At 45.9% G+C, this 21,554-nt stretch carries 22 protein-coding genes; 15 read left to right on the top strand and 7 right to left on the bottom strand.

Translation table 11 applies throughout. From position 1 onward, the window contains the following. Positions 1–15: 15 nt before the first annotated feature. Positions 16–933, bottom strand: a complete 918-nt coding sequence (locus ABIO93_RS13255; protein ID WP_348068347.1) for an IS982 family transposase — start codon at positions 931–933, stop codon at positions 16–18. Positions 934–1,207: 274 nt separating this feature from the next. Next, positions 1,208–2,071, bottom strand: coding sequence for an AraC family transcriptional regulator (locus tag ABIO93_RS13250; protein WP_348068345.1), 864 nt, complete (start codon positions 2,069–2,071; stop codon positions 1,208–1,210). A gap of 451 nt (positions 2,072–2,522) precedes the next feature. Between ABIO93_RS13250 and ABIO93_RS13245 the strand changes: the two genes are divergently transcribed. The 3 genes from ABIO93_RS13245 (at position 2,523) to ABIO93_RS13235 (ending at position 4,150) form a co-directional block, all read left to right on the top strand. Next, entirely contained in the window at positions 2,523–2,996 is a 474-nt protein-coding gene (locus ABIO93_RS13245; RefSeq protein WP_348068343.1) for an FAD-dependent oxidoreductase, read from the top strand. 5 nt (positions 2,997–3,001) lie between these two features. Then, positions 3,002–3,331, top strand: coding sequence for an FAD-dependent oxidoreductase (locus ABIO93_RS13240; RefSeq protein WP_348068341.1), 330 nt, complete (start codon positions 3,002–3,004; stop codon positions 3,329–3,331). Positions 3,332–3,508: 177 nt separating this feature from the next. Next, a complete protein-coding gene (locus ABIO93_RS13235) occupies positions 3,509–4,150 on the top strand; it encodes a short chain dehydrogenase (RefSeq protein ID WP_348068339.1) in 642 nt (213 codons plus the stop codon). A 193-nt stretch (positions 4,151–4,343) separates the two neighbouring features. Here the strand turns inward: ABIO93_RS13235 and ABIO93_RS13230 are convergent, their stop codons facing one another. From ABIO93_RS13230 to ABIO93_RS13215, 4 genes are all read right to left on the bottom strand, one after another. Next, a complete protein-coding gene (locus ABIO93_RS13230; RefSeq protein ID WP_348068337.1) occupies positions 4,344–5,162 on the bottom strand; it encodes a hypothetical protein in 819 nt (272 codons plus the stop codon). A gap of 17 nt (positions 5,163–5,179) precedes the next feature. Further along, on the bottom strand, positions 5,180–5,644 hold the full coding sequence (locus ABIO93_RS13225) for a hypothetical protein (RefSeq protein WP_348068335.1): 465 nt from the start codon (positions 5,642–5,644) through the stop codon (positions 5,180–5,182). 430 nt (positions 5,645–6,074) lie between these two features. Continuing rightward, positions 6,075–9,095: a two-component regulator propeller domain-containing protein gene (locus ABIO93_RS13220; RefSeq protein WP_348068333.1), complete on the bottom strand. Its 3,021-nt coding sequence runs from the start codon at positions 9,093–9,095 to the stop codon at positions 6,075–6,077. Continuing rightward, positions 9,092–9,865 carry a LytTR family DNA-binding domain-containing protein gene (locus ABIO93_RS13215; RefSeq protein WP_348068331.1) on the bottom strand — a complete coding sequence of 258 codons (774 nt, stop codon included), beginning with the start codon at positions 9,863–9,865 and terminating at the stop codon, positions 9,092–9,094. The genes ABIO93_RS13220 and ABIO93_RS13215 overlap by 4 nt, the downstream gene beginning before the upstream one ends. A 101-nt stretch (positions 9,866–9,966) precedes the next feature. Between ABIO93_RS13215 and ABIO93_RS13210 the strand changes: the two genes are divergently transcribed. From ABIO93_RS13210 to ABIO93_RS13170, 9 genes are all read left to right on the top strand, one after another. Further along, entirely contained in the window at positions 9,967–10,548 is a 582-nt protein-coding gene (locus tag ABIO93_RS13210; RefSeq protein WP_348068329.1) for a globin domain-containing protein, read from the top strand. A 437-nt stretch (positions 10,549–10,985) separates the two neighbouring features. After that, positions 10,986–12,095, top strand: a complete 1,110-nt coding sequence (locus ABIO93_RS13205) for a hypothetical protein (RefSeq protein WP_348068327.1) — start codon at positions 10,986–10,988, stop codon at positions 12,093–12,095. Positions 12,096–12,317: 222 nt separating this feature from the next. After that, positions 12,318–12,635: a hypothetical protein gene (locus tag ABIO93_RS13200; protein ID WP_348068325.1), complete on the top strand. Its 318-nt coding sequence runs from the start codon at positions 12,318–12,320 to the stop codon at positions 12,633–12,635. 58 nt (positions 12,636–12,693) lie between these two features. Beyond that, positions 12,694–13,302 carry a hypothetical protein gene (locus ABIO93_RS13195; protein WP_348068323.1) on the top strand — a complete coding sequence of 203 codons (609 nt, stop codon included), beginning with the start codon at positions 12,694–12,696 and terminating at the stop codon, positions 13,300–13,302. 119 nt (positions 13,303–13,421) lie between these two features. Beyond that, positions 13,422–14,354 carry an alpha/beta hydrolase gene (locus ABIO93_RS13190; protein ID WP_348068321.1) on the top strand — a complete coding sequence of 311 codons (933 nt, stop codon included), beginning with the start codon at positions 13,422–13,424 and terminating at the stop codon, positions 14,352–14,354. Between the two features lie 117 nt (positions 14,355–14,471). Then, positions 14,472–14,687, top strand: coding sequence for a hypothetical protein (locus ABIO93_RS13185; protein WP_348068319.1), 216 nt, complete (start codon positions 14,472–14,474; stop codon positions 14,685–14,687). Positions 14,688–14,851: 164 nt separating this feature from the next. Next, complete coding sequence (locus tag ABIO93_RS13180) at positions 14,852–15,724, top strand: DUF4595 domain-containing protein (protein WP_348068317.1); 873 nt, start codon at positions 14,852–14,854, stop codon at positions 15,722–15,724. A gap of 482 nt (positions 15,725–16,206) precedes the next feature. Further along, positions 16,207–17,133: a hypothetical protein gene (locus tag ABIO93_RS13175; protein WP_348068315.1), complete on the top strand. Its 927-nt coding sequence runs from the start codon at positions 16,207–16,209 to the stop codon at positions 17,131–17,133. A gap of 13 nt (positions 17,134–17,146) precedes the next feature. After that, positions 17,147–18,184, top strand: coding sequence for a S41 family peptidase (locus tag ABIO93_RS13170; protein ID WP_348068313.1), 1,038 nt, complete (start codon positions 17,147–17,149; stop codon positions 18,182–18,184). Positions 18,185–18,307: 123 nt separating this feature from the next. Here the strand turns inward: ABIO93_RS13170 and ABIO93_RS13165 are convergent, their stop codons facing one another. Next, on the bottom strand, positions 18,308–19,216 hold the full coding sequence (locus ABIO93_RS13165; protein ID WP_348068311.1) for an SDR family oxidoreductase: 909 nt from the start codon (positions 19,214–19,216) through the stop codon (positions 18,308–18,310). 111 nt (positions 19,217–19,327) lie between these two features. Between ABIO93_RS13165 and ABIO93_RS13160 the strand changes: the two genes are divergently transcribed. From ABIO93_RS13160 to ABIO93_RS13150, 3 genes are all read left to right on the top strand, one after another. Further along, the gene (locus tag ABIO93_RS13160; protein WP_348068309.1) at positions 19,328–19,735 is read left to right on the top strand and encodes a helix-turn-helix domain-containing protein; all 408 of its coding nucleotides are present in this window, start codon (positions 19,328–19,330) and stop codon (positions 19,733–19,735) included. Positions 19,736–19,860: 125 nt separating this feature from the next. Continuing rightward, positions 19,861–20,721 carry a helix-turn-helix domain-containing protein gene (locus ABIO93_RS13155; RefSeq protein ID WP_348068307.1) on the top strand — a complete coding sequence of 287 codons (861 nt, stop codon included), beginning with the start codon at positions 19,861–19,863 and terminating at the stop codon, positions 20,719–20,721. A 346-nt stretch (positions 20,722–21,067) separates the two neighbouring features. After that, on the top strand, positions 21,068–21,554 hold a 487-nt coding region (locus ABIO93_RS13150; protein ID WP_348068305.1), incomplete at its 3' end, for an alcohol dehydrogenase catalytic domain-containing protein.

The following is a 21,554-nucleotide window of genomic DNA, read 5'->3' as shown; positions in this document are numbered from 1 at the left end:
TAACGTGAATTCGGGTTAAGCGGCGGTTAGAAAAAGTTGGTTTGTTTTGACTTTTTGAATATTAAGTGACGGTTTTTTGGGAAAGAAGCAGTAAGCAACTAATGCGCCTAAAATGTTCATTATAAAGTTATTCACGGATCTGTGTCGAGTATGTTCGATCTGACACAGATTTTTCAATTCATCATTTATAGTTTCAATAATGGCTCTTTTTCTTAGTAAAAGCTTGTCTTTCAACTCCATAATATGCCCTTTCATGTTTTTTCTAAGCTTGGTTATTAATTGAATTCCATCAGCAAATAGCATTTCCCAAAGCGCCTTTGAAAGGTAACCTTTGTCAGCATAGATCTTGCCGAAAAGTTGTTCAGTAAGCTTTTTAATATGTTTGGGATTTCGGTCATCCACATTGCCTTTGGTCAAATAGAATGAAAGTAATTCTCCCTTTTCATTGCAAATCAGGTGCAGCTTAAAGCCGAAAAACCAGCCCATCGAAGACTTTCCTCTTTCAGCTAAGGCATTGAATACCTTGTGGTTATGAATTCTCTGATTTCTGCAAACCTTGATTGTGGTACTGTCCATAAAGCTGATGCCTGTACATTTTCCCAAGGATTTTTCTTTCAAGAATAAAGCCAAAACAATAAAATAACGACTCTGTACCTCAACGAATCTGTTATAAGACAACGATTTAGGAAATAAATCCGCCCAGTGGTCCTGCACGATCTGTTGATAATAATGCTTAAAAGTTCTATGAGCTCCTAAATGGAAACAGATCAAAATGGTCAATATCTCAGAGTCGGACATGGATAAAGCTCTGTTTCTGTGCGGTTTATCCGAGGCAAGCTGAGCCAATTTCATATGTTTGATTCGTGACTCAAATTCCTTCGTAAAATCGTCTACAATGCAAAATATTTCGGTAACTTTATCCTTTGAAAACACGGGAATTTATTGGTTAAATATTTGAATGTCAGATACTTAAATATACCAATATTTTCCCTGTTTTTATAAAAAATGATTAAATTTCTTATCCCGAACTCACGTTAAATACAAAATGGAAAAGAAAAGTATAGGACAAAGACTATTTGGTAACCCCAGGGTGCATTTCAAAACTTCGCTTGAGATAAACCATTTAAAAGTCAAGTTGAGACCAATTTCAAATAACAATTACACGAGAACTGAACACCAAAAGTGCGATAAATTGATTGAATAGGATCTATTTGAAATTTTTACGAAATGCGTCTGGCGTATACCCGGTATGTTTTTTAAAGAACCGTATGAAATAAGATATATCCTCGTATCCCAAATGCCAAGCGATATCCTTGATTTGGTTGGGGGTTGCCAGCAAATATCTTTTTGCTTCTAAAATGATCTGCCCGTTAATTAAACCTATTGTTGTTCTACCAACAGACGCCTTAGTAATTGCATTCAGCTGATATACTGATAAGTTCAACAATCTAGCATATTGCGAAACACTTTTCGCCTCAGTGATATTTGCATCCAATAAACTCAGCAACTCCTCATAACGATCCTGGGTGTATAAAGTAACTTCTGATGATAGTTTGCTAGCGTTTTGGCTTTGCCTTACTAACTCAATAAAGAAAAGATCCATGTTTGCTTTTATTGCCTCACGGTACCCTTCCTGCTTTAAGTTATACTCGGTAAAGCTGTTTGAAAGGTAGGCAAGCAATTTTTTAAAACGGACCTCTTCCACTTCGCAATGATTATTATTGGTGGCTTTCCTCCATTGGTGTTCTGCGATGGTGCTTTTTGGTCCATAAAAAGAGTTATCAAATTCTATTATATAACCTGCACAATCTGCCGTTAATTGAAGTTGATGAACTTGACCGGGGCGAAGGATAAACACGGCATTATTGTGGATTTCGTAACGCAGAAAATCGATTTCATGAACACCTTGGCCTTTTTCTATTGCCAGAATAAAGTAAAAGTCATGTTTGTGAAGATCGTGTACTAAATCGTTTCCGCTAAGCACATCACTAATATTCCTGATGCTGAACCGGCCGGGGATATTTTGATCCGGATATGTATCGGCGATATGTCTGATCGGAATGGCCTTCATCGTTTTTTTTTTGCATAGGTTTTCCGTCCTGTCAAAACTTGCAATTTGATATTTAAAGTTAAGGAAATTGGCTCAGTCCCTCAGGAAATTAAAATATCAAAGGATTTAATGAGAATCCTACACAACTCAATTTTTGTCCTACCCTGCATGCTGTCCCCGAAACTACTTTTGTAACAGACAAATAACATAAGAAATATAGTATGACAACAAAAATTAAATGGATTACAGCTTTGAAAATCTGGGTAGTGATCTATCCATCGATAACTGTTTTCTTATACTTCGTGGGCGAGCCACTGGCGACTTTGCCGTTATATCAGAGAACCTTGATATTGACGATTTTACTGGTACCCTGGATTGTATTCGCCGGATTGCCCTTGGTGAATCGTTTGGTCGGTTTGATTTCTGGGGAAGATAAAAATACAAGAGCCTGAATATCTGGGGAGATAAAGCTATGAAAAATAAAACTTTTGAAGTGATAATCATCGGAGGAAGTTACTCCGGGCTTGCCGCAGGTATGTCAATGGGTAGAGCTTTAAAACAGGTTCTCATTATTGATAGTGGTGATCCCTGTAATAAACAAACACCTTACTCACACAACTTTCTCACGCACGATGGAAGAAAGCCCTCAGAAATTTTAATGATTGGAAAACAGCAAGTACAACTGTATGACACCATTACAGTTATCAACGGAATGGCGATCGGGGGAATAAAAACTAAAAACGGTTTTGAAATCTCCGTGGCATCGGGGGAAACTTACCAGGCAGGGAAGCTGATTTTTGCTACCGGCATCAGAGATACGATGGCTGACATTGACGGATTTTCTGCCTGTTGGGGAATATCGGTCCTTCATTGCCCCTATTGCCATGGATACGAAGTAAGGGATGAAAAAACCGGAATTCTGGCCAGCTTGACAAACGACACATAAAAATAGTGGATAAGCTGATTCAACGATTGGATCATACCAATGGGGAGCTTCAACATATCAGTTTTAAAGATCACACACGGTATTCCTTGAAAACCATATATGCATCCGCTCCTTTCGAACAGCACTGCCCGATCCCTGAATCGTTGGGATGCCAGTTAACTGTCGAAGGACACCTGGTGATTGATCCTTTTCAGCAGAAGACAATCGAAGGAGTTTTTGCATGCGGCGATAATGCATCACGTATGCGTACTGTCTCAAATGCGGTAGCAAAGGGAACTGCCGTCGGCCTGACAGTTAGTAAGAAAATGATTCTGGAAGAATTCAATTCTAAATAGGACCGCTGATGAATACTGTCATTGTAATTACTATCAGCATCATCGGTATGACCGTGTCCTTGATCCGGTGGACCCTGCTGATGATAAATAGACTCAGCGTGATAATGCATTTAAGCCACGTAGCTGCGAAACCGGATAGTCCGACACTAAGCGAATTACCTTTTTTCATTTTACCAAATGAAGGATATAGCAATAAAATTTAAAAATTATCTAATAATAAATATGAAAATTATAATTGTTGGTGCCACGGGTACCATGGGAAGGCATTTAGCAACCGCATTTGAAAAAGAGCACGAAATAGTAAGAGTCGCCTCTGGCGGTGGAGATATCCAGACGGACATTACTTCTTTGGAGTCTATTGAAAATCTATTCGAGCAAACCGGACCCTTTGATGCGCTTGTATCGACAGCGGGGCCGTCATATGTTGGTCCCTGGAAAAAAATGACCGACAAGGAATTTAGAAAAGGGATCGAAGGAAAATTGATGGGCCAGGTTAATTTAGTACTGATTGGACAGCGTTATATTAAACCAAAAGGATCATTTACATTAATTGCCGGGGCTTTAACAATAGATCCGCAACTAAATTTCTCGAATGCTGCCGCTGCCAATGGAGCAATTGAAGCATTTGTAAGGGCTGCGGCTATTGAGTTAGAAGATGGGATCCGAATTAATGCAGTGAGTCCAACCGTGATCGAGGATTCTCCACAATATTTTCCCTATTTCCCGGGAGAAGTTCCTGTTACGATGAAACAGCTGGAGTATGGTTTCCGAAAAAGTGTATTTGGTGCCAACACAGGGCAGGTAATAAGGCCTTATTAGATACTTTTCTATCAGATAGCTGCTTGTCCATTTTTTTAAGCGCATCAGCAGCACGCTGTTGCTTTAAAGCCTCCACCTTTCCTGGTTTATTAGCCCAGTTGACAAATAGAAAGCCCAGTATCAACAATGAAATGGATACAATCGCCAGAGTTTTCATAGTATTTTTATTTTTTCAATTGTGCCAAAAAAGAGGTCAATCTGGATAGATAAGCTGATCCTTGCCGTCCTTATCTTTTTTCCAAATCATCATTTTTCGAAAATTGTTAAGCCATGAATGGTCGCTGGTCCTTACAAGCGCCGGATATTTTTTCGTATTCAATTCAAGAAGTCTCGTTTTTCCAGAGGGCGCATCGATTAGCCAGAAAGCGACGATCCCCTTTTTGATGTGATCATAAAAGAGGTCGTATTGTTCTTTTATTTCAGCATCCTGCGATTCCCTCGGTGGCGGAAGATCGTATCGTGTGTCAAAACCTGTTTCCCTGTAAATAATCGTTTTTAAGTCGGGCGACGCCGCCACAAAGTGATTCTCCGGGTCATCGGGCAATCCCAATATTCTAACACGTTCGGAAGTTTCCACATTGAAAAAATAGTTGGTAAATAACAACCAGTGACCATCACCAACCCATTCACCCAAGTTATTGCCATTGCTGATATTGTCATCCGAAGCCAGTACAACTTCCGGTTTACCGTTTCTAATTCTCAAAATCAAAGCGCGCGACCGGCCGCCTACGAAACTGTGACAATTGAGTGCTTCCACCGTTTGGTTTGGACTTGCATGGCAACCGCTGATGTCTTCGGCTCTGATTTCCGAAGGCTTCCATTCTTTGTCATCAACGGTAAGTATGCGGTCATCAACATACCACCCCTGACCGCCATGCGTGCCAGCTGCCCCATATTTCAATATTTTCACATATTGAAGTCTTCCGCTTTTTTCTGCTTCAGTCTTCGATTCGCCGCAGCTCCACGTCAGCAACAACATCAATAAAAATGCGACGAGGTGGAATGTTTTCATGAGGGCCTTCTGTTAATTCAATTGCATTCAACGTTCAGACATTTCCTGACTTCCTGTGGAATTCCTTTCAATTTGTCACACGCGTAATCTCCTTCCGACAAAGCAATCATTTTCCATTTGTTCTTTTGCCACCTCAGCACCTGAGCCGCACCTTGTGACGTTTCTTTTCTGTTGAGGTCCAGCAGTTTTACATTTACCTCTGCATAGTCGCGGCAAAATCCCCCACTGGGTACTTTCGCATCTGACGTGCTCACAAGGTTTGTGGATCTCAGTTCGGCTATATACGCAGTTTTTCCTACAGTTACCAAAAGATAAACATCACCTTCCGAATACGCCCCAGGTTGATTTGCCTCTTTTACGAGATGCGTGATCAGTGCCGATTCTCTCGCAGGAACGGCATCTGCCACCGGCCGCAACAGGCCGCCGTACATCGCATAATGTATGATCAATAAGCTTTGCGTGATGACTAAAATCAACTTCATGAATGAATATAATTGAAGAACTTAAACGCTATCATCTTCTGAGCGCCGGGATTATTCCTTTCGCTCCAATCAAAGTTAGCATCCGCCTTCTTTTTTGCTGACACAACTATACATCAGGCTAATCTGCCTTTATAAACGGACGGATACGTAAAAAATACGGTGGGTATCGCTATTCATAGGTGCTGTTTTTCATGTCAATCTTTTCAAAAACGGCTCTCTGCACATTCAAATAACCGGCCGTCTCTTCCATCGTGCGGCATGAATCTTACACACTTTTTGATGCGCTCATTTGGAATGATCAATATTAACTGACGATATTCTTCTGAATCCAAATGCCAATCTACTTTCAGCGGGTACAATTATCAATATTTGCAGACATCGATTGGTTACCATATTCACGCCACCCGGTTCTACTTCGTGGAACTACGACTTAAAGCAGCGGCACCGAAACCTTGAATTCAGTAGCTGTTTCATCAACGGTAACTTTGCGGGGACTTAGGTAGTGGTACAGTGATTTCAGACTGTTCAAACCCTGCTTGTTGGACGTTTCAACGAAATTCTTCCGTTGCAGGCTGTTTTGTACGAACAACCTGTCGGTTTCAGTGTAAATCAGAATGTCCAGGGGGCAGTCGTCGCTGACGATGTTATGCTTGATAGCATTTTCGAGCAGGTTTTGCAGGGTCACGGGCACAATTCGCTGGGTCAGAGAGTCGGGGCTGATGCTGATGCTGATGTGGAGGCCTTCGCCGAACCGGGTGGTTTGCAGGTCGATGTAGTTTTGGGCGAAAGTAAGCTCGGCCTGGAGACTCACCAGTTCCGAGTCCTTATTCTGCAAAATATAGCGGTAAATCACCGACAGTTTTCTTAGAAACAAAGAAGCATCTTTGGGCTTGGTCAGAATGAGGCTGTTGAGCGAGGTCAGGCTGTTGAACAGAAAATGGGGGTTGAGGTGGTTGATCAGGTTGTGGTACTGGATTTCGGCCTTGTCACGCTCCAGCCGCGTCATCTGGATTTGGAAATGATGCAACCGCGCCGATTGCCGGAGCCGGTACCGGTACAAGCTGTACAATAAAGCCAGAACCACCGCCCCCAGCAGTGCCTGGAACCAGCGGGTGTTATAAAAAATCGTGTCAACGTGTATGGCCAGCGTAGTTTCCAGGCTCCGCAGGTCGCCTGCAACGGCAAAGACCCGGAATACATACTCCCCGCCGGGCAGTTTGGTGTAAACGGCGTTGGTCTGGGTGCCCGACTCTTTCCAGCCGTCGTAGCCTTCCAGTTTATACCGGTAGTGTTGGTTAGCCGATGGCGCCAGCGTGCTGAATTCGATCATGAACGAGTTATCGTCGGATTTCAGCCGGATGGGAGGCGTTGGGCTGTGCAGTAACAATGTGGTGTCGTTCAGAGCAAGCCGGTTAAGCAGCACGGGTTCCGGTCGGTGGGCTGGGCGCAGGTTTTGGGGTTTGAACTCCACCAGATGGCCTTTCTGAGCAGAAAGGATGTGACCATTCTGCATCGGAAACAGGTAGGTACTGTAGATGGTGGTGTACGCATTGATGGGCAGACTGAAGTTGAATACCTGTTTTCTGCCCGCAGTAATCACCGAAAAAAGATTCAGGTCAGCCACCCAGGTGTTACCGAATCGGTCGGACTGGGCGGCCGTGCATTGGCTGAAGGTCATGGCTTCGTTTTCGACCCGAACGGTATGCCGACGGCGCACCGGGTCGTAGGTGACAAGACCGTCCATATCAGTTGCCATCAAAAAGGATCCGTCCCGGTCTTCGGTCAGGGAGTTCAACGTAGCTTCATAACCAGCCTGGCCTGCGTCGGTCACGATAAATTCTTTTTTCTGCGCAGAGAACCGCGCGAACCCTTCGGGGTGAATGTCCAGCCACAGATTACCCCGCCGGTCGAGCAGCGTCTGTCGCACCACAAACCGGGGGTCGGTACTCGCTGACCTGATCGGAAAAGTTTGCCATTGCTGCCGGGCCATATCGTAGGCAAACGCAAGTTTTCCATCACCAAAGACCCAGTACTGATTGCCGACGAGCCGAAACGTTCTCAAAGAAACAGAACGGGCTGACGGGGGTAATGCTATCGATCGAAATTGGTGTGTTCGTTTGTTAAAACGATAAACTGCCGTAGCAGAACCCACAAGTATCTCCTCCCCCCAATGGTGGAGACCTATAATAGGCATCCCCCAGGGGTACTGGGCGGTTTGCTCAGGCAGGCGGTAGACATCTAGCCGGTTGGTAGCCGGGACGTAGTGCAGCAGCCCCCGGATGGATGTGCCCAGCCACCATGACCCGTCCGGGTCTTCAGCGAAGGACATGATTCCCCGTTCATCGGTCAGGGCTGGAAACAACGCTTCCAGGTCATACACGTCATACAACGCCCTTTCCGGATTGGTGTAGGCCAGGCCGTTGACCGTACCGAGCCAGATGGTCCCGTCGGATTGCTGCCAAGCCGATGTAATAATGTCGGAACCCAGGGCGTTGGGCTCGGATTGGGCGTGGCCCAGGCGCGTCACCCGGTCCGTCCGGGTGTTGATATGAAACGATTTGCCTCCCCAGGTGCTCACCCACAGGTTGTGCCGCCGGTCTACGAAAATAGAAGATCCAAAAAAATCGGCCCGGTCCTGCGGGCTATCGGGTCTGATGCGTTTCAGTATCCGCTGCCCGTGCAGGTCATAGATCAGAATGCTGTGGTCGGTATGGTCGGCTATCAGCAGCCTGTTGCCATCCATTGCCAGGGCCGACACGTCGTTGGGCGTCAGTACCGGACTGTGCCGGGAGTTGTTGCGGTAAGTGATAAACTGTTTTTTTACCGTGTCAAAGTAACGAAGGCCATGCGCTTCCGCCATCCAGAGACCCGGCTGGTCAGGGTCCTCCACCAACCCGTTGGGCAGGGTGCGGATGCCCCCGGTACGGTCGGTTGCCTCGGCAGTATAGTAGTGCACCGCTGCCGTTTTGGTGGTATAGCCGAACAGGCCCCGATTGCGGCTGGTGAACCAGATATTGCCCGCCCGATCGCAGCGAGCGTTTTTGCAAACGCCTAGGGGCTGGTTGTCGACGGTGGTGATGTGCTCAAACCGACCGGTCGTTTTATCGTAATTGCTGACTCCGTTTTCATGGGCTGCCCAGATTCGCCCCCGCTTGTCTTCGCACAGTGCGTACACCTGGTTGTTGAGCAGCGAGTGGGGGTTGTTGCGCTGGTGCCGGAACTTAACAAAATGAGTGCCATCGTAGCGGTTCAGGCCATTGTTGGTGCCTACCCACATAAAACCCTCCCGGTCGTGCAGCAGACTGTAGACTTTGCGGGAAGAAAGCCCGTCCTGCTCCCGAATATGCCCGAATTCAAAGTGGGGGGGGCGTTCCTGAGCCATTGTGCGATTGCCCAGACCCATTAGCAGCCCAATCAGCCAAACGACAAATACGGGAATGTAGACTCTCATTTTTCCAGCCATTTTCGAAAAGTGGGTGCTTTGTCCCGGCTGATGTCGATGCCAAACGACTGGTTGGGCGCTTTCAGGACGAGTTGCAGCTTGAGGTTGGCCAGGCCTTTCAGCGTCTGTACGGCATTGATATGGATGAGACACTGCCGGCTGGCCCGATAGAACACGGCGGGATCGAGCAACTGTTCGATTTCGTCGAGGGAGTCATAATCCAGTATGTAGCGTTCGCCGGCGTTGGTGACTAGAAAAATCAGTTGATCGCGGACAAAATAGGCGATGTCGCTTATTTTGACGGGTACCCACCGATTGCGGGCACTGCCCAGGAAGTGCTCTTTGAAAGTAGGTTTGAAGGGTGAAGGCAGGTTGAGCGCATCCATTAGCTTTTGCACATCGAGTCCGGCCGGGCCCGTTGGTCTGGCAAGCTTCCGGGCCTTGCCAATGGCCTGCCTGAGTTCATCTTGGTCAACGGGCTTGAGCAGGTAGTCGATACCGTTGACCTTGAAAGCCTGAATAGCGTATTCATTGTAGGCAGTTGTAAAGATGACCGGACAAGAAATCGGGTACTTACTAAAAATGGTGAAACTGACCCCATCCGCCAACTGGATGTCGGCAAATATCACATCAGGTTCGGCGTGTTCGGAAAACCAGCTCAGGGCAGTCTTCACACTGCCCACAATCCCCACCAGGTTAATGGTCGGATCCACTTCGGCAATACTGGCTGCCAGTTCCTGCGCTACTAATTTTTCATCTTCGATAATCAGGGCATTCATGATAAAGGCTGGGAAAGGAAATTAAATGTACCCGTAAATCTGTCATTTTCAGTAGTACCCGGCACAATTTTTGGGTACAGGCCGTCGAAAATCGACCACCAATGACGCGAAACCAGCTTGCAATCGTAAAGCCTCTTTTCGTGAGTAACCTTCAAAACTGCCTGAAAACGACTCATGGTTTAAAATTAACGATTCGTGCGGAAATACTGGATTTAAGACTCCACGTCGTCTTACTTTACTGCCATATCATCCATATCCGACTTGCTATGCCCATTCCAATGACCCAACAACAAGTCCGACTAGTCAAACAGACCTGGAAACTACTGCGTGAGGTAAACCCCACCTTACTGGGAGATGTGTTTTACGGACGGCTGTTTTTCATGTATCCGTTTCTGCGCCCACTTTTCAAAGGGCCGATGGATGCCCAATACCAGAAATTTTTCGACATGCTCAGCCTCATCGTGTCCCGCATCGACCTGCCCGATAACCTGGGGCAGAAAATCGCAGCTTTGGGCCGGAGCCACAAAGAATACGGTGTCCAGCCCACTCATTACGAAGACGTAAAAGCCGCCCTGCTTTGGACACTCGAAGTGGGGCTGGGTAACGACTGGAACGAGGCGACCAAACAAGCCTGGGAAGCCTGCTATAATGGTTTGGCGCACTTGATGTTAGTGCCGGAGTAAAAATCATTTATTTTGCGCCATTTTTGGTTCGCAATGGATTGAGTACCGACAGCGGATTGAACAACGATCCCTTCGCTGCCTAAGGTCAGCTGGCCAGCCCGATGATCGGTACCGAAGCAAATCTAGACGCCGCTCAGGAGTTGAAGACAGTAATCCCCTTGAACCGGGAGCTGGGTTTTAAGATCCCGGCATGTGCTGGATAGAAGGAGAAAGTCAAATATCATAAAGATCATTACACTTTAATCAGTAACTGTAAAATGAACCTCAGTCGGGCTATCCAATGCACCTCATGGCTTCATAAAATTGCCGCTCAATCTTATCAACGATGGATTAGGGCAATATTAACGAGTTTTCTTGCCCTGCCCGGCTGCTCGGCAGGGACAATGACAAAAGTACAACCAGAGACGACTGACTCGTTGATCCTTACGTCTAAACTTGTGCGGGATTATCGTCTAAACCTATTTCATAAGTCCAATGAAAGCCTGATTCCCCGCCGCCCCCCCAAGATATCCAGTTTCAAAATCAGCCATCAGGGTCAACCCGTCTTAATAAAAGATCGCGATGGCAAAAAAGTAACGATCTGGGATGCTTGGTTTCTCAAAGACGCGCCCGAACCAGCCGTGTTGGCGTCCAGTAACCACGTGTATCTGATTACAACCGGGTACCGGTCCGCCGATGTGGGCCAGGCTCACGTAACAACCGTAGCCAACAACGGCGGCGCCCTTAACACCTACCAATGGCTCGATAATGAACACGGAACGCCAGGAAGGGCTCAATTCAGCTTTCCAGTGGATAATTCCGGAGCATCCCGTTTCTTAAAGGGCGGACGTTACCTGCTGGTCAATGAATGCAGCGTCCTGGACGTACACACACTGACGGTTCATCCGTTCGATTTAATTAGCAAGGCTGCCATAGAACACACAGACGGATTTGCCCGGGTTAGCTCCATACTGGTTGGTTTCTCGCCCGGCAAAACACAACTGGTATTTCTCGGCACCCGCTATGACCATCAGCGTCAGCGGTCTGAGTACGCCCTACTTGCTGTTGATTTCGCCACGAATCATCCGTACGCCGTTCCATTTCGTCGGTCGGCTACTCATTTTGTGCTGCCCGAGGACGCCACATCAGATTGGTTGTCCACGTATTTTGACTGGACAACGGACAGTAATGGCAAGGAGCTCCTACGCGTGCATCCCTACACGCATTACCCGCCCTGGCACGGTCGTTGGGTGCAGAACGCGGGTAAAACCCCGCCGATCCGTTATGAACTCAAACCCGTGTTGCCCGTCATGTTTGATCACTTTATGAGCTGGATCCAAAAACAGTATCCAGCCATCGAGCCAAAAATCAATCGGCGAGAGGGTTGGATCAGTGCGGATTTGACCATCAACGGGGCCATGTTTAGTTGCTACTTCCGCGATGACTATAAACGACTTGGTCTGGAATGTACGGACCAAACGCTTCTCAAAACCATCGGTGACCTATTTGACGGAGAACTTCGCCAGGGACATTTTCAAGACGGATTTGCCGAAATGGATTCTGACTGACCAGTCGGTTGTGCCACAATCCCGACGTAGCCGACAAGAGCCTGCGCTTCGGAATCTATATGACCTGCTCGCTCCACAAAACCACTGGTAGCAACCCCGTTACGGTTAAACCACCCGAATCCCGCGACTAGACATGAAATTCTTGCAGAAACAGGTCCGCGACGCAGCCAACAAAACCCATTATTACGCGGCGGACAGCCGAATTAACCAAACAAAACAACCATGAACTTAAACCAGAACCCAACCCTCGCCCAACTTTGCCAACTCGTCGCCAGCGTCGATGACGACCAGGATTCCCACATTCTTTTCGTGACCAGAGGTGGGGAGGTCCACCTTTCTCCTCTCAGGGCCGACACATCCGTCGGGGCCGACTACACCAATGAAGATACGCTTCAGTTTGTGCTGGATTCTTTTATGATTTCCAAAGGGTACATGGGTTGGCAGGCCACGCAAGACCCGGAATGGATGGACGAGCTGTTTTCAGAACTTACCCTGCACTGGGCGGAGAAAACAACCGGTTTTGCCTGGAAATCAATCTAGGAACCCTGCACATTCCAGAAATTCTCACAAAATCACAAACTTCTCACAAAACAACCCAATGCCAGCCAATCCAATTTTCATCTCTCTATTGACCCTGCAAATGTTATCCAATCCAGGCTATTCACAGACTCCGAAATCTGCTGTCAACTATTTAGGGATTCAGGCCCCAATTTCTGTCCAGAAAAACGCCTATCTGTTAAGCTGGTCGGCCCACCCTGAGGCGTCGCTCTACAAACAGGAGTACCTGATGGCGGGCGATGATTTTCCGAAGTACAAGTCGATGGTAGGTATTGATTTTGTCGTGACCGAATCGTCTGTGGATCAGGCCGTTGCTACCAAACTACTCGAATTAGACAATCTGAAACGCACCAATCCAATCGTCAACTACGAAGTGATAAAGAACCCCGTAACGGGTGAGAAAATCATAGACTGTCTGATTGGCAACAATGCCGCCAATGAACGGGATAATTTGGTGGAGCGGGACGTATTCCGATTCAAAGTCGTCAAAACCAAATCTGGTCAGCGCGGCATTTTGCTATTCATGGTCAGCAACCGAAAATATGGCGCGGAAATTACCCCGTTTCTGACGAAGCTGAAAGTCGACAAACAGCTTTTAGTCAAAGAGGTAGCTAGACTATCAATGCCCGAAATTCATTTAAAGAACTAGTAAAAGAGCTTGTCGTTTACTCCAAATTGCTTTTTAGTGTAGATTGTTCAAATACCGACATTAAACAGCATTCCATGAAAAAGCGAACTTTAACCAGACTGACCTAAAAATCCAAAACCATGCCAGACCCTACTCTTTTAGCCGATATCAAAATAAAGCACACTTCCCTCTTTAAAGACAAAAAACGAGACTTCGAGTACTTTGAAAATTGGGTCAGTCGATTGGAAGAAAATAATGGGAGGACGTACGAACGGCACACCGTTTCAACGTCATTAGGGAACACACACGTGTGGGGGCTGAACACGCAACAAGACTACCCAGACACGCTCGTTGTATTTCCGGGAGCGCGAACGACATCACTCATTTGGGATTTTGACAGAGGCCTGGACAACCTGAACCATCCCATGAAAATCTACCTGGTCGAAACCAACGGGCTGCCCAATATGAGTGAGGGGAACAGTCCCGAGATTGGCTCGCTGGAGTATGGATGGTGGGCAACTGAGGTGCTAGACGGTTTAAAAATTGACAAGGCAGACGTAGCCGGGGCTTCGTTTGGCGGGCTGATTTGTGTGAAGTTGGCCCTTGTTAGCCCAAAGCGGATCAAAGCGGTTTTTTTGTTAAATCCGGGCTGTTTGCAACCCTTTTCTCTCCGTCTAAAAAACTTGTATTACAACATCCTACCCATTCTGCGCCCAAGTGAGAGGAATGTTTTGACATTTTTAAATAAAGCGGTTTTCTCCAAACCCAATCATCAATTATCCCCAACCGCCGAAAAAATGCTGGTTGACTACGAGGTTTTTGCCCTAACCCGATATAAAGATAACACGCAAAAGCCCTACTACATGGACCGTGAGTTGGCCAAGGTAACGGTCGACACCTACCTGCTTGAAGGGGATCAGGATTTATTGTTTCCCCACCAACAGTCCATTGACAATGCCAGAAAACACATGAATTCACTAAAAGAAGTCGTTGTATTCCCTCATGTTGGACATGGGATTGAAACCCACGACAAAGCGCTGAATTTCATCGGAAAAACTATTCAAAAATCATGACAGAGCCTACTCATTCAGCTGAAAATCCAACCGCCGGACCCGGCCCGCATTTGCGCTACTCCCACAATGGTCGCGGGAGGTACGATCCATTACACTAGCCCAAAAACGAATTTCGATATGTGGTATGAGTTGGCCATGCCTCCCGGGGTGTTGGATATTGCTATTATCGAACCTCGGTACTGGGAAGGCCGGACAAAAAAACCACTCACCGAGCGCGAAGCCATTCTGCGGTTCATCGGTCAGCAGGTGATCAACGATAAGCTTTCAGGGGATGGTTATTTCATATTTGACGACACTAGAATACCCAGACCAGTCGTGAACTGGAGCCCATAAACGACTCATCGCCATTAGCCTACGTTTCAACGCCCTGTTTACAACCACTCGGGACGAAATTTTTGAAGCCCCACAATACTCACCCCAACTTTGTGCCGCAATAATGCAGAAGACGCCGAAAACCTGAAATCGAGTAGGCAAAAAATGAACAGTACACAATATCCATGAAAACTTCCATTCAAAAAACCATTACCGGTCTGGCCCTCGCCTTGTCATTAATCTTGACTTCCTGCGAGAAAGACAATTTGCTCAACCCCAACCCCAACCCCAATCCGGAGGCCAGTGCCCGGTTGGGAGCCAGCGAAGAGATTATATCTCCCAACTCCTCCCAGGTGCACAAACTCACCAAATACGGTGAGGCTTCTCTGACATACGACAACGATGGGCGACTCTTGAATGTGACCACCCCCGTCCGTGGCAAATTGGCTGTCCAGACCGATTACACCTACGCCACCGGTAAGATCAGAGCGTTTACGCATCAGGGAAAGATCGTACTGCGGGATGAAACCTTTATACTGGATGCCAGCGGCCGCTGCACCGAATCTGCCGAAGCGATTACGGTTGTGAACAACAATGTTCCTCTCCATTATTTAAGGGAGTGGAAATTCGTCTACAATGAGAAGGGCCAGTTACTGAATTACCAAAATAAAAATAGTTGCGATGGTGGATTCGGGTATGCCTACAATCCTGATGGGGACATGATCTCGGCGAAGGAAATAATGGGATTTTCGAGCACTTTCGCAACAAAATTCAACTACAGTCCGGCAGCGGGCAACCCGATCATGAACGATAAATATCCGTTGAACGTGATAGGAGTGAACGAACACGACCCTTACCTGCGGATTTTCGGTAAGCCGAGCAAGCACCTGGTCACGCTCATAACTCAGGAGGGTTCACTCGATGGCGACTATTACGACTATGTTCTGGACGCTGATGGCTACGTGACCCAAAGAAAGCAGTACAAACTGATTGGAGCCGCCCTGGTCGATACCAAGTCGTATGCCTACGTGACAGCCAATATGGGGCTGCCGCTCTGAGTTGACCGCCCGAACTGACCGGGGCGTATTGCCCCAAAAACAGCCAGTTCGCCATCCATGTGTCCTCAAAACCGACGGGAGAGGTAATCCCGGCAAAAGCCCCCCGGTGCAGACCCGGGGGGCTTTCTGGCTATAGACCAAGGCGCCAATCGCCTGCCGGTGTGCAGTTTGGCCGCCTTAACGACTCATCTTCAAATAACTGCGGTTCGAAGCCCAACCACGACTATCCAAGGCGAAATTTTTGGAAGGCTGGCCTGCATGCAGTCATATTTACTTCGTAATCGTCCCTGCATCCTTTTAACACCCCATCATGTACCAAAAAACATCTGCGCCACTACTTACTGCTCCCGAACTCTACGCCCGAACAAATGGCATGGTCGATAACAACCACAATTTTTAGGGTATACATTTCTTTTTCCGGACGAATCTTCACACTAATTACCACTACCTCATTTTTTAACACTTTACAAATTACCATGAAAATGAAAATCATTAATCGAAGCTTAGCTCATGAAATAAAAGCTACGCTTTTCAAAAAAGGACCTTTCCTCCAATTAGGTATTATCTCGCAGCGATGCTCTCTTCTCCTTAAACTTTCTTTCTCTTTTTTGCTGGTTGCGGTACAGGTTCACGGTCAAGACAGTATTGACGCGCTGCATAAGCGAAACCAATTCCGGATTGGGGTAGGAGCTGATTACATCAAGACGGCTGATCTTATGTATTCTCCCAATATGTTTAAGTCGATCAGAACAAACGTTCAGCTGGGCTATTCCCATAAGTCAACAAGGGGGATTTTCTCGTCTGATCTCCATGTATTTTTAGGGGCGTTAAAAACTAATTCCGGTTCCAACATAGTGATATACGCAAAGGAATCGGATATTCACGGCGTTGAAAGTATTGAACATCTTGATCTTCCAATAAGCCAAATAGGTTTCAACCTACGGCTGGGGTATTTACACGAAGTGCAACAACTACGGAGTTCATCCAAAGCGCTATACCTGGGGGGAAGTTTGGAAGAAAGTCTAACCTACGTACCGGCATTTCTGAGTATCGGTACAATCAATTATGCTTCATTAAATGCCAAAGCGCGGTTCGACTATTTTTTAAAAAACGGGAAGCCGGTCATTTTCGAACTAGCAACCCCACTTGTTTCGGTGGTAACCCGGCTTCCCTATCACCAGTCGCTTGGAAGACCTGATGAATCCGTTTTGCAAACCTACTTTAAGGGTAATAACAAGGTTGAAACACTCAATCATTTTCAAAACACCCGATTTTCGGTAAAGTATCCCGTGTGGGTAAGAAAACGTATCGCTTTGGATATCACGTACGCAGTGTACTGGATGCATTACTCCAAACCCAAACACCTCACGGAAGCAGGCAGTCAAGTATCTCTTGGTTTTACTTTTTAACATATAACTCCTCATGAAAAAGCAAATAACACTACTCGCAGGAATTCTAATGGCCGTACTCTTTTCTTTCTCTTCATGTCAGGAAATGATGGTTGGACCTGAGGTCGATAATTCCAATGAAAACAATTTTCGGCAAATGTGGGAAAAATTTGACAGCCATTATGGTCTGTTCATAGTCAAAAATATCGACTGGAATAAGGTATATGCTTCGCATATGCCCATGGCCAAGGCTGCGAAAACAGATGCGGAATTATTTTCAGTCCTATCTTCAGCCGTGCACTTTTTGGATGACAAGCATATCAATATTTATACGAACAGCCCAGCGTTGACAGATTACAACAGTGGAGAAAATGGGCACATTCCAGCACAGGAAGGTTTTGATTTTAAAGTGATTCGCGAAAATTATCTGATCGAGTATCATGAGGAATCGGAGGATTTTGGCTATGGAAAACTAACGTCAGAAATTGGTTACATTCGTATCGAATCGTTCCAGGGAGAGTTTTCATTTTATGAAAAAAACATAGAGAAAGCCATCACCTCTTTGGCTTCAACGAAAGGAATCGTGTTTGATATTAGAGACCACAAAGGCGGTTCCGATTTGGTTAGTAAGCACATTGCCAGCAGATTCGCAAGTTCCAAAAAACTGTTTATGACATCCAGGAAAAGAAACGGTCCAGCTCATGATCAGTTTGAAGCAGCTATAAACTGGTTTATTGAGCCTGCTGGCAAAAGTCAATATACTAAACCAGTTATCTTATTGACGACTTCTACTACCATAAGTGCGGGTGAGACCTTCACGTTTGCCATGAGGGAGAATGCTAATGTCACCCATATGGGAACTACGACTGCAGGTGCGTTTTCTGACGTGATCCCCCATCAGTTACCTAACGGTTGGCTTGTTACCATCGGCGTAGGCGACTACCGCGGATCAGACGGCAAAAGCTACGAAGGCATCGGGATTACGCCGAAAATTATCAGTGAAAATAAGAAGTCCGATGTACTTAATGGCGTCGATAAAACCCTTGAACTGGCTCGAGAAAATTTGGAGTGAGTGGTTATAAAAATAGTTTAGAAGGTGTTTTGTCACTGCAAAGATGGTACGATCTCCATTCTTCGCAATTCCCAAACACTTTCTACCCTTTTTACTTTTCGGGTTGGCTTTTATTAATGTCTATTAAACCTGAGACACATTTTCACTATCAGCATGTGCGTAAACCTGATCGATAAACTGCTTCATCGTGGTTGGTTTTCTCCCTAAAAAGCGCTCCAAAGTAGGATCATCTTCATCCATTGTATGCTGTGATAATGCCGTAGCCCATGTGGTGAACATTCCGATATATTGATCCGGCACACCAAAGCTTTTTAGCATTGATTCAAACTCTTCCGCCGGTGGGGACTGATATGACACTTCTTTTCCGATGGCCCTGGATAGCTCACCCGCTATGTCAATGAAAGAGACCGAATCGGTATTCGTGAACTTGTACAGCTTGTTGTGGTGACCATCCGTTGCCAAGATGTGCGCTGCGGCTTCCGCTAACTCCTCCCGAAGCACGTAACTGGCTCTCCCATTCTGGGCCGGGAATACGATAGTGCCTTTCTCCACGGCCTTTTCGCCCATAAAGACCGGTATCATTTCCAGATAAATACCATTTTGCAGGATCGTATAATTAACACCGCTATTCATTAAGAACGCCTCTGACTCGACATGTGAATTTTGAAATTCGGCAATGGCCGAATCTTCAAAGTTGGGTTTTCTAATAAAAGAAGTATAAACAATGTGTTTAACGCCAGCCTCTTTTGCAACTTTGATGGCATTTAAATGATGAGCTGTTCTGTTTTCAATAGCCTGCCGGTCATTACTCGACACCAGTAATAGCTTTGCTATGCCATTAAATGCCTGGACCAGTGAACCGTAATTTGCATAATCTCCAACTCTTATTTCAATGCCCTTTTCTTGAAGGTCCTTTGACTTTGCTGCGTCTCTCACCAACGCTGAAATTTGGGATGGTTCAATTCCTTTTTTCAATAAATGGTCAATGGCTTTCCCGCCAAACTGCCCCGTTGCACCTGTAACTAGTATCATGTTATTTTTTGTTTTTGATAGACAAAACTACCAGTACTTATATATTTAGTATAGCTTGTTATCATAAAATATCAGTATACTTTTGTATACTGAACATTGTAAATATCTGGTATGAGTGACTTTAAAGATTTCATTGGAAGTGAAAAAGGCCCGCAATGTCCACGGGTTTACATTCTGGCTTTAACAGATACATTAAACGTTATCAGTGGCAAATGGAAATTGCCTATTATCGCAGCGCTCCTCCGGGGCGCGAACCGGTTTAAAGACCTGTTAGACAGTACGGAAAAGATAACTCCCCGAATGTTATCAAAAGAATTGAAGGAGCTTGAAATGAACAGTATTGTAGAGCGCAAGGTTTACAATCAGATGCCGGTGCTGATTGAGTACAGGTTAACAAAGTCTGGAAAAGACATTGCAAATGTTATCGATTCAATGATTGATTGGGGGATGGTTCACAGAACGCAGGTGATCACAAATTCCGACACAGGAGAAGAGAAGGTCAATAAAACGGTTGGGTAATCATCTATGATAGGTTACATTTGACTATGCGGCAGAAGTAAATCAATGAAGCTATTTGTCATTTCAATCTCAATGGAGCAGAGAAGTTAAAATTACTTGAGCTGGCTACAAAAACGAAAGAAATAATGGAACAAACAGATATAAACGAAGCGTTATTTTTGGTGGAAGCATCATTAGAAGACGTCATCAATAGCTTCTATCATATGCTGGTTGCTTCAGATGGAGAACCTATCACCAGGCATGTTTGTCCAAATTTGGAAATGATGTTGGTATTTAACTTTGGAGTACCTGTACGCATTTCCTTTCACAATAATCCTCTGGATACTCAAGTTATCGGACGCACCGCGGTAATTGGACCACTCCGCCAGATGCTGAACTATGAACTGCTGCCCGGTGCAAACGCTCTCATTGTTAACTTTAAGTTTAATGGTTTTCAGCGCTTGTTTGGTATGCCTTTAACCGGACTGACTGGCGGGGACCCGACAAGTGCAGAGATTTTAACAGATGACGGTCGTTTTGATCGCCTTTGGAAAGAATTAGCAGCCCTACCCACAACAGAACAAAGAGTCAGCTTACTTAACCAGTCAGCCATAGACTTACTAAAAGAAAATGATCAGGTATTGCAGACTGTAATCAGTAACCTGGCCCAGTTTTTCGACCCCTGTGTTGACCCGATAAAGGCCATAGCGGCTGATACCCGTCTTTCGGAAAGAAGTATTCAGCTGAAATTTCAAAAGCATACCGGCTATTCTGTTAAAGAGCTGCTACGCTTTTTGCGCTTTAAAGAAGTTATTGCTTATATCCTTGCCCGGAACAATCAGAAAATTGCTATTTTCGATTTAATCGTCAGGCACGATTATCATGATCAGAGCCACCTGATTAAAGACTTCCAGTATTTCTTAGGCCTGGCGCCTCAGCAGTTTATTAAAAACTTAAACAATGGAAGTTTCTGCGTTGTTGCTGATACTTATCCGGCTCAACCATAAGATACTTTATTCTTGCAGAGCATCGCTTTGATAACATTACTGGACGATAAGTCTGACCTGAACCAGCATACTTGAGGCTATTTGCTGTTGCATAATTGACCAGCCATTTTGTTTTCTTACAATTTCTCTACAGTCTGTCCATTTACATTTGTACTGTTCATTTAAATTAAACAGTAGCAAAGATGGAATCACTTACAAAAAATGGAAACCGTGTTAAGGGCAATACCGGTCACCAAAACGTTAAACCTTTAGAACAAACCAGCTTTAATACAACAGAGGTAATCATGCCGGGTATCGTTGAGCCGGAGGGGTTTTTAGTTAGAACCCGCGTATTAAATGACCTACTGTGGGGCAGGTAAGTGTAAAAGTGGAAGCCAGCGGTATATGTTTTGCCGAGCAGTCCATGCGCCGTGGCAGGTCTTATGAGCAGCCAAAGTTCCCTTTCGTTCCAGGCTATGACCTGGTTGGTAGGGTCGTTGCAACCGGCCCAGGTGTTGATGCAACTTTACTAGGCAAGCGCGTTGCTGCCCTGACAAAGACTGGCGGCTGGGCGAGTTATGTGCTGCTTTCAGCAATCGACCTGCTACCAGTTCCCGAAGATATTGATCCTCTCGAAGTCGAAACGTTAATTGTTAACGGCATTACGGCCTGGCAAATGCTGGACATCAAAGCCCGGATCAAGCGGGGACAAACGATACTTGTCCATGGTGCCAATGGTGGCGTCGGAACAATTCTGACGCAACTGGCCCTTTATGCCGGCGTCCGGGTAATTGGAACCGCTTCAACCCGTCACCATGAAGCGTTGCGGGCACAGGGCGTGGAGCCAGTAGATT

Origin of the sequence: Dyadobacter sp. (genome assembly GCF_039919315.1) — a bacterium.
Lineage (GTDB): Bacteria > Bacteroidota > Bacteroidia > Cytophagales > Spirosomataceae > Dyadobacter.
This window is presented reverse-complemented; position numbering and strand designations above follow the sequence as displayed.

Excerpts from the sequence above, each read along its gene's own strand:
- ABIO93_RS13250 (WP_348068345.1), bottom strand. The coding sequence starts at position 2,071 with ATGAAGGCCATTCCGATCAGACATATCGCCGATACATATCCGGATCAA.
- ABIO93_RS13245 (WP_348068343.1), top strand. The coding sequence starts at position 2,523 with ATGAAAAATAAAACTTTTGAAGTGATAATCATCGGAGGAAGTTACTCC.
- ABIO93_RS13235 (WP_348068339.1), top strand. The coding sequence starts at position 3,509 with ATGAAGGATATAGCAATAAAATTTAAAAATTATCTAATAATAAATATG.
- ABIO93_RS13230 (WP_348068337.1), bottom strand. The coding sequence starts at position 5,162 with ATGAAAACATTCCACCTCGTCGCATTTTTATTGATGTTGTTGCTGACG.
- ABIO93_RS13225 (WP_348068335.1), bottom strand. The coding sequence starts at position 5,644 with ATGAAGTTGATTTTAGTCATCACGCAAAGCTTATTGATCATACATTAT.
- ABIO93_RS13220 (WP_348068333.1), bottom strand. The coding sequence starts at position 9,095 with ATGAGAGTCTACATTCCCGTATTTGTCGTTTGGCTGATTGGGCTGCTA.
- ABIO93_RS13215 (WP_348068331.1), bottom strand. The coding sequence starts at position 9,865 with ATGAATGCCCTGATTATCGAAGATGAAAAATTAGTAGCGCAGGAACTG.
- ABIO93_RS13210 (WP_348068329.1), top strand. The coding sequence starts at position 9,967 with ATGACGCGAAACCAGCTTGCAATCGTAAAGCCTCTTTTCGTGAGTAAC.
- ABIO93_RS13200 (WP_348068325.1), top strand. The coding sequence starts at position 12,318 with ATGAACTTAAACCAGAACCCAACCCTCGCCCAACTTTGCCAACTCGTC.
- ABIO93_RS13195 (WP_348068323.1), top strand. The coding sequence starts at position 12,694 with ATGCCAGCCAATCCAATTTTCATCTCTCTATTGACCCTGCAAATGTTA.
- ABIO93_RS13190 (WP_348068321.1), top strand. The coding sequence starts at position 13,422 with ATGCCAGACCCTACTCTTTTAGCCGATATCAAAATAAAGCACACTTCC.
- ABIO93_RS13185 (WP_348068319.1), top strand. The coding sequence starts at position 14,472 with ATGTGGTATGAGTTGGCCATGCCTCCCGGGGTGTTGGATATTGCTATT.
- ABIO93_RS13180 (WP_348068317.1), top strand. The coding sequence starts at position 14,852 with ATGAAAACTTCCATTCAAAAAACCATTACCGGTCTGGCCCTCGCCTTG.
- ABIO93_RS13175 (WP_348068315.1), top strand. The coding sequence starts at position 16,207 with ATGAAAATCATTAATCGAAGCTTAGCTCATGAAATAAAAGCTACGCTT.
- ABIO93_RS13170 (WP_348068313.1), top strand. The coding sequence starts at position 17,147 with ATGAAAAAGCAAATAACACTACTCGCAGGAATTCTAATGGCCGTACTC.
- ABIO93_RS13165 (WP_348068311.1), bottom strand. The coding sequence starts at position 19,216 with ATGATACTAGTTACAGGTGCAACGGGGCAGTTTGGCGGGAAAGCCATT.
- ABIO93_RS13160 (WP_348068309.1), top strand. The coding sequence starts at position 19,328 with ATGAGTGACTTTAAAGATTTCATTGGAAGTGAAAAAGGCCCGCAATGT.
- ABIO93_RS13155 (WP_348068307.1), top strand. The coding sequence starts at position 19,861 with ATGGAACAAACAGATATAAACGAAGCGTTATTTTTGGTGGAAGCATCA.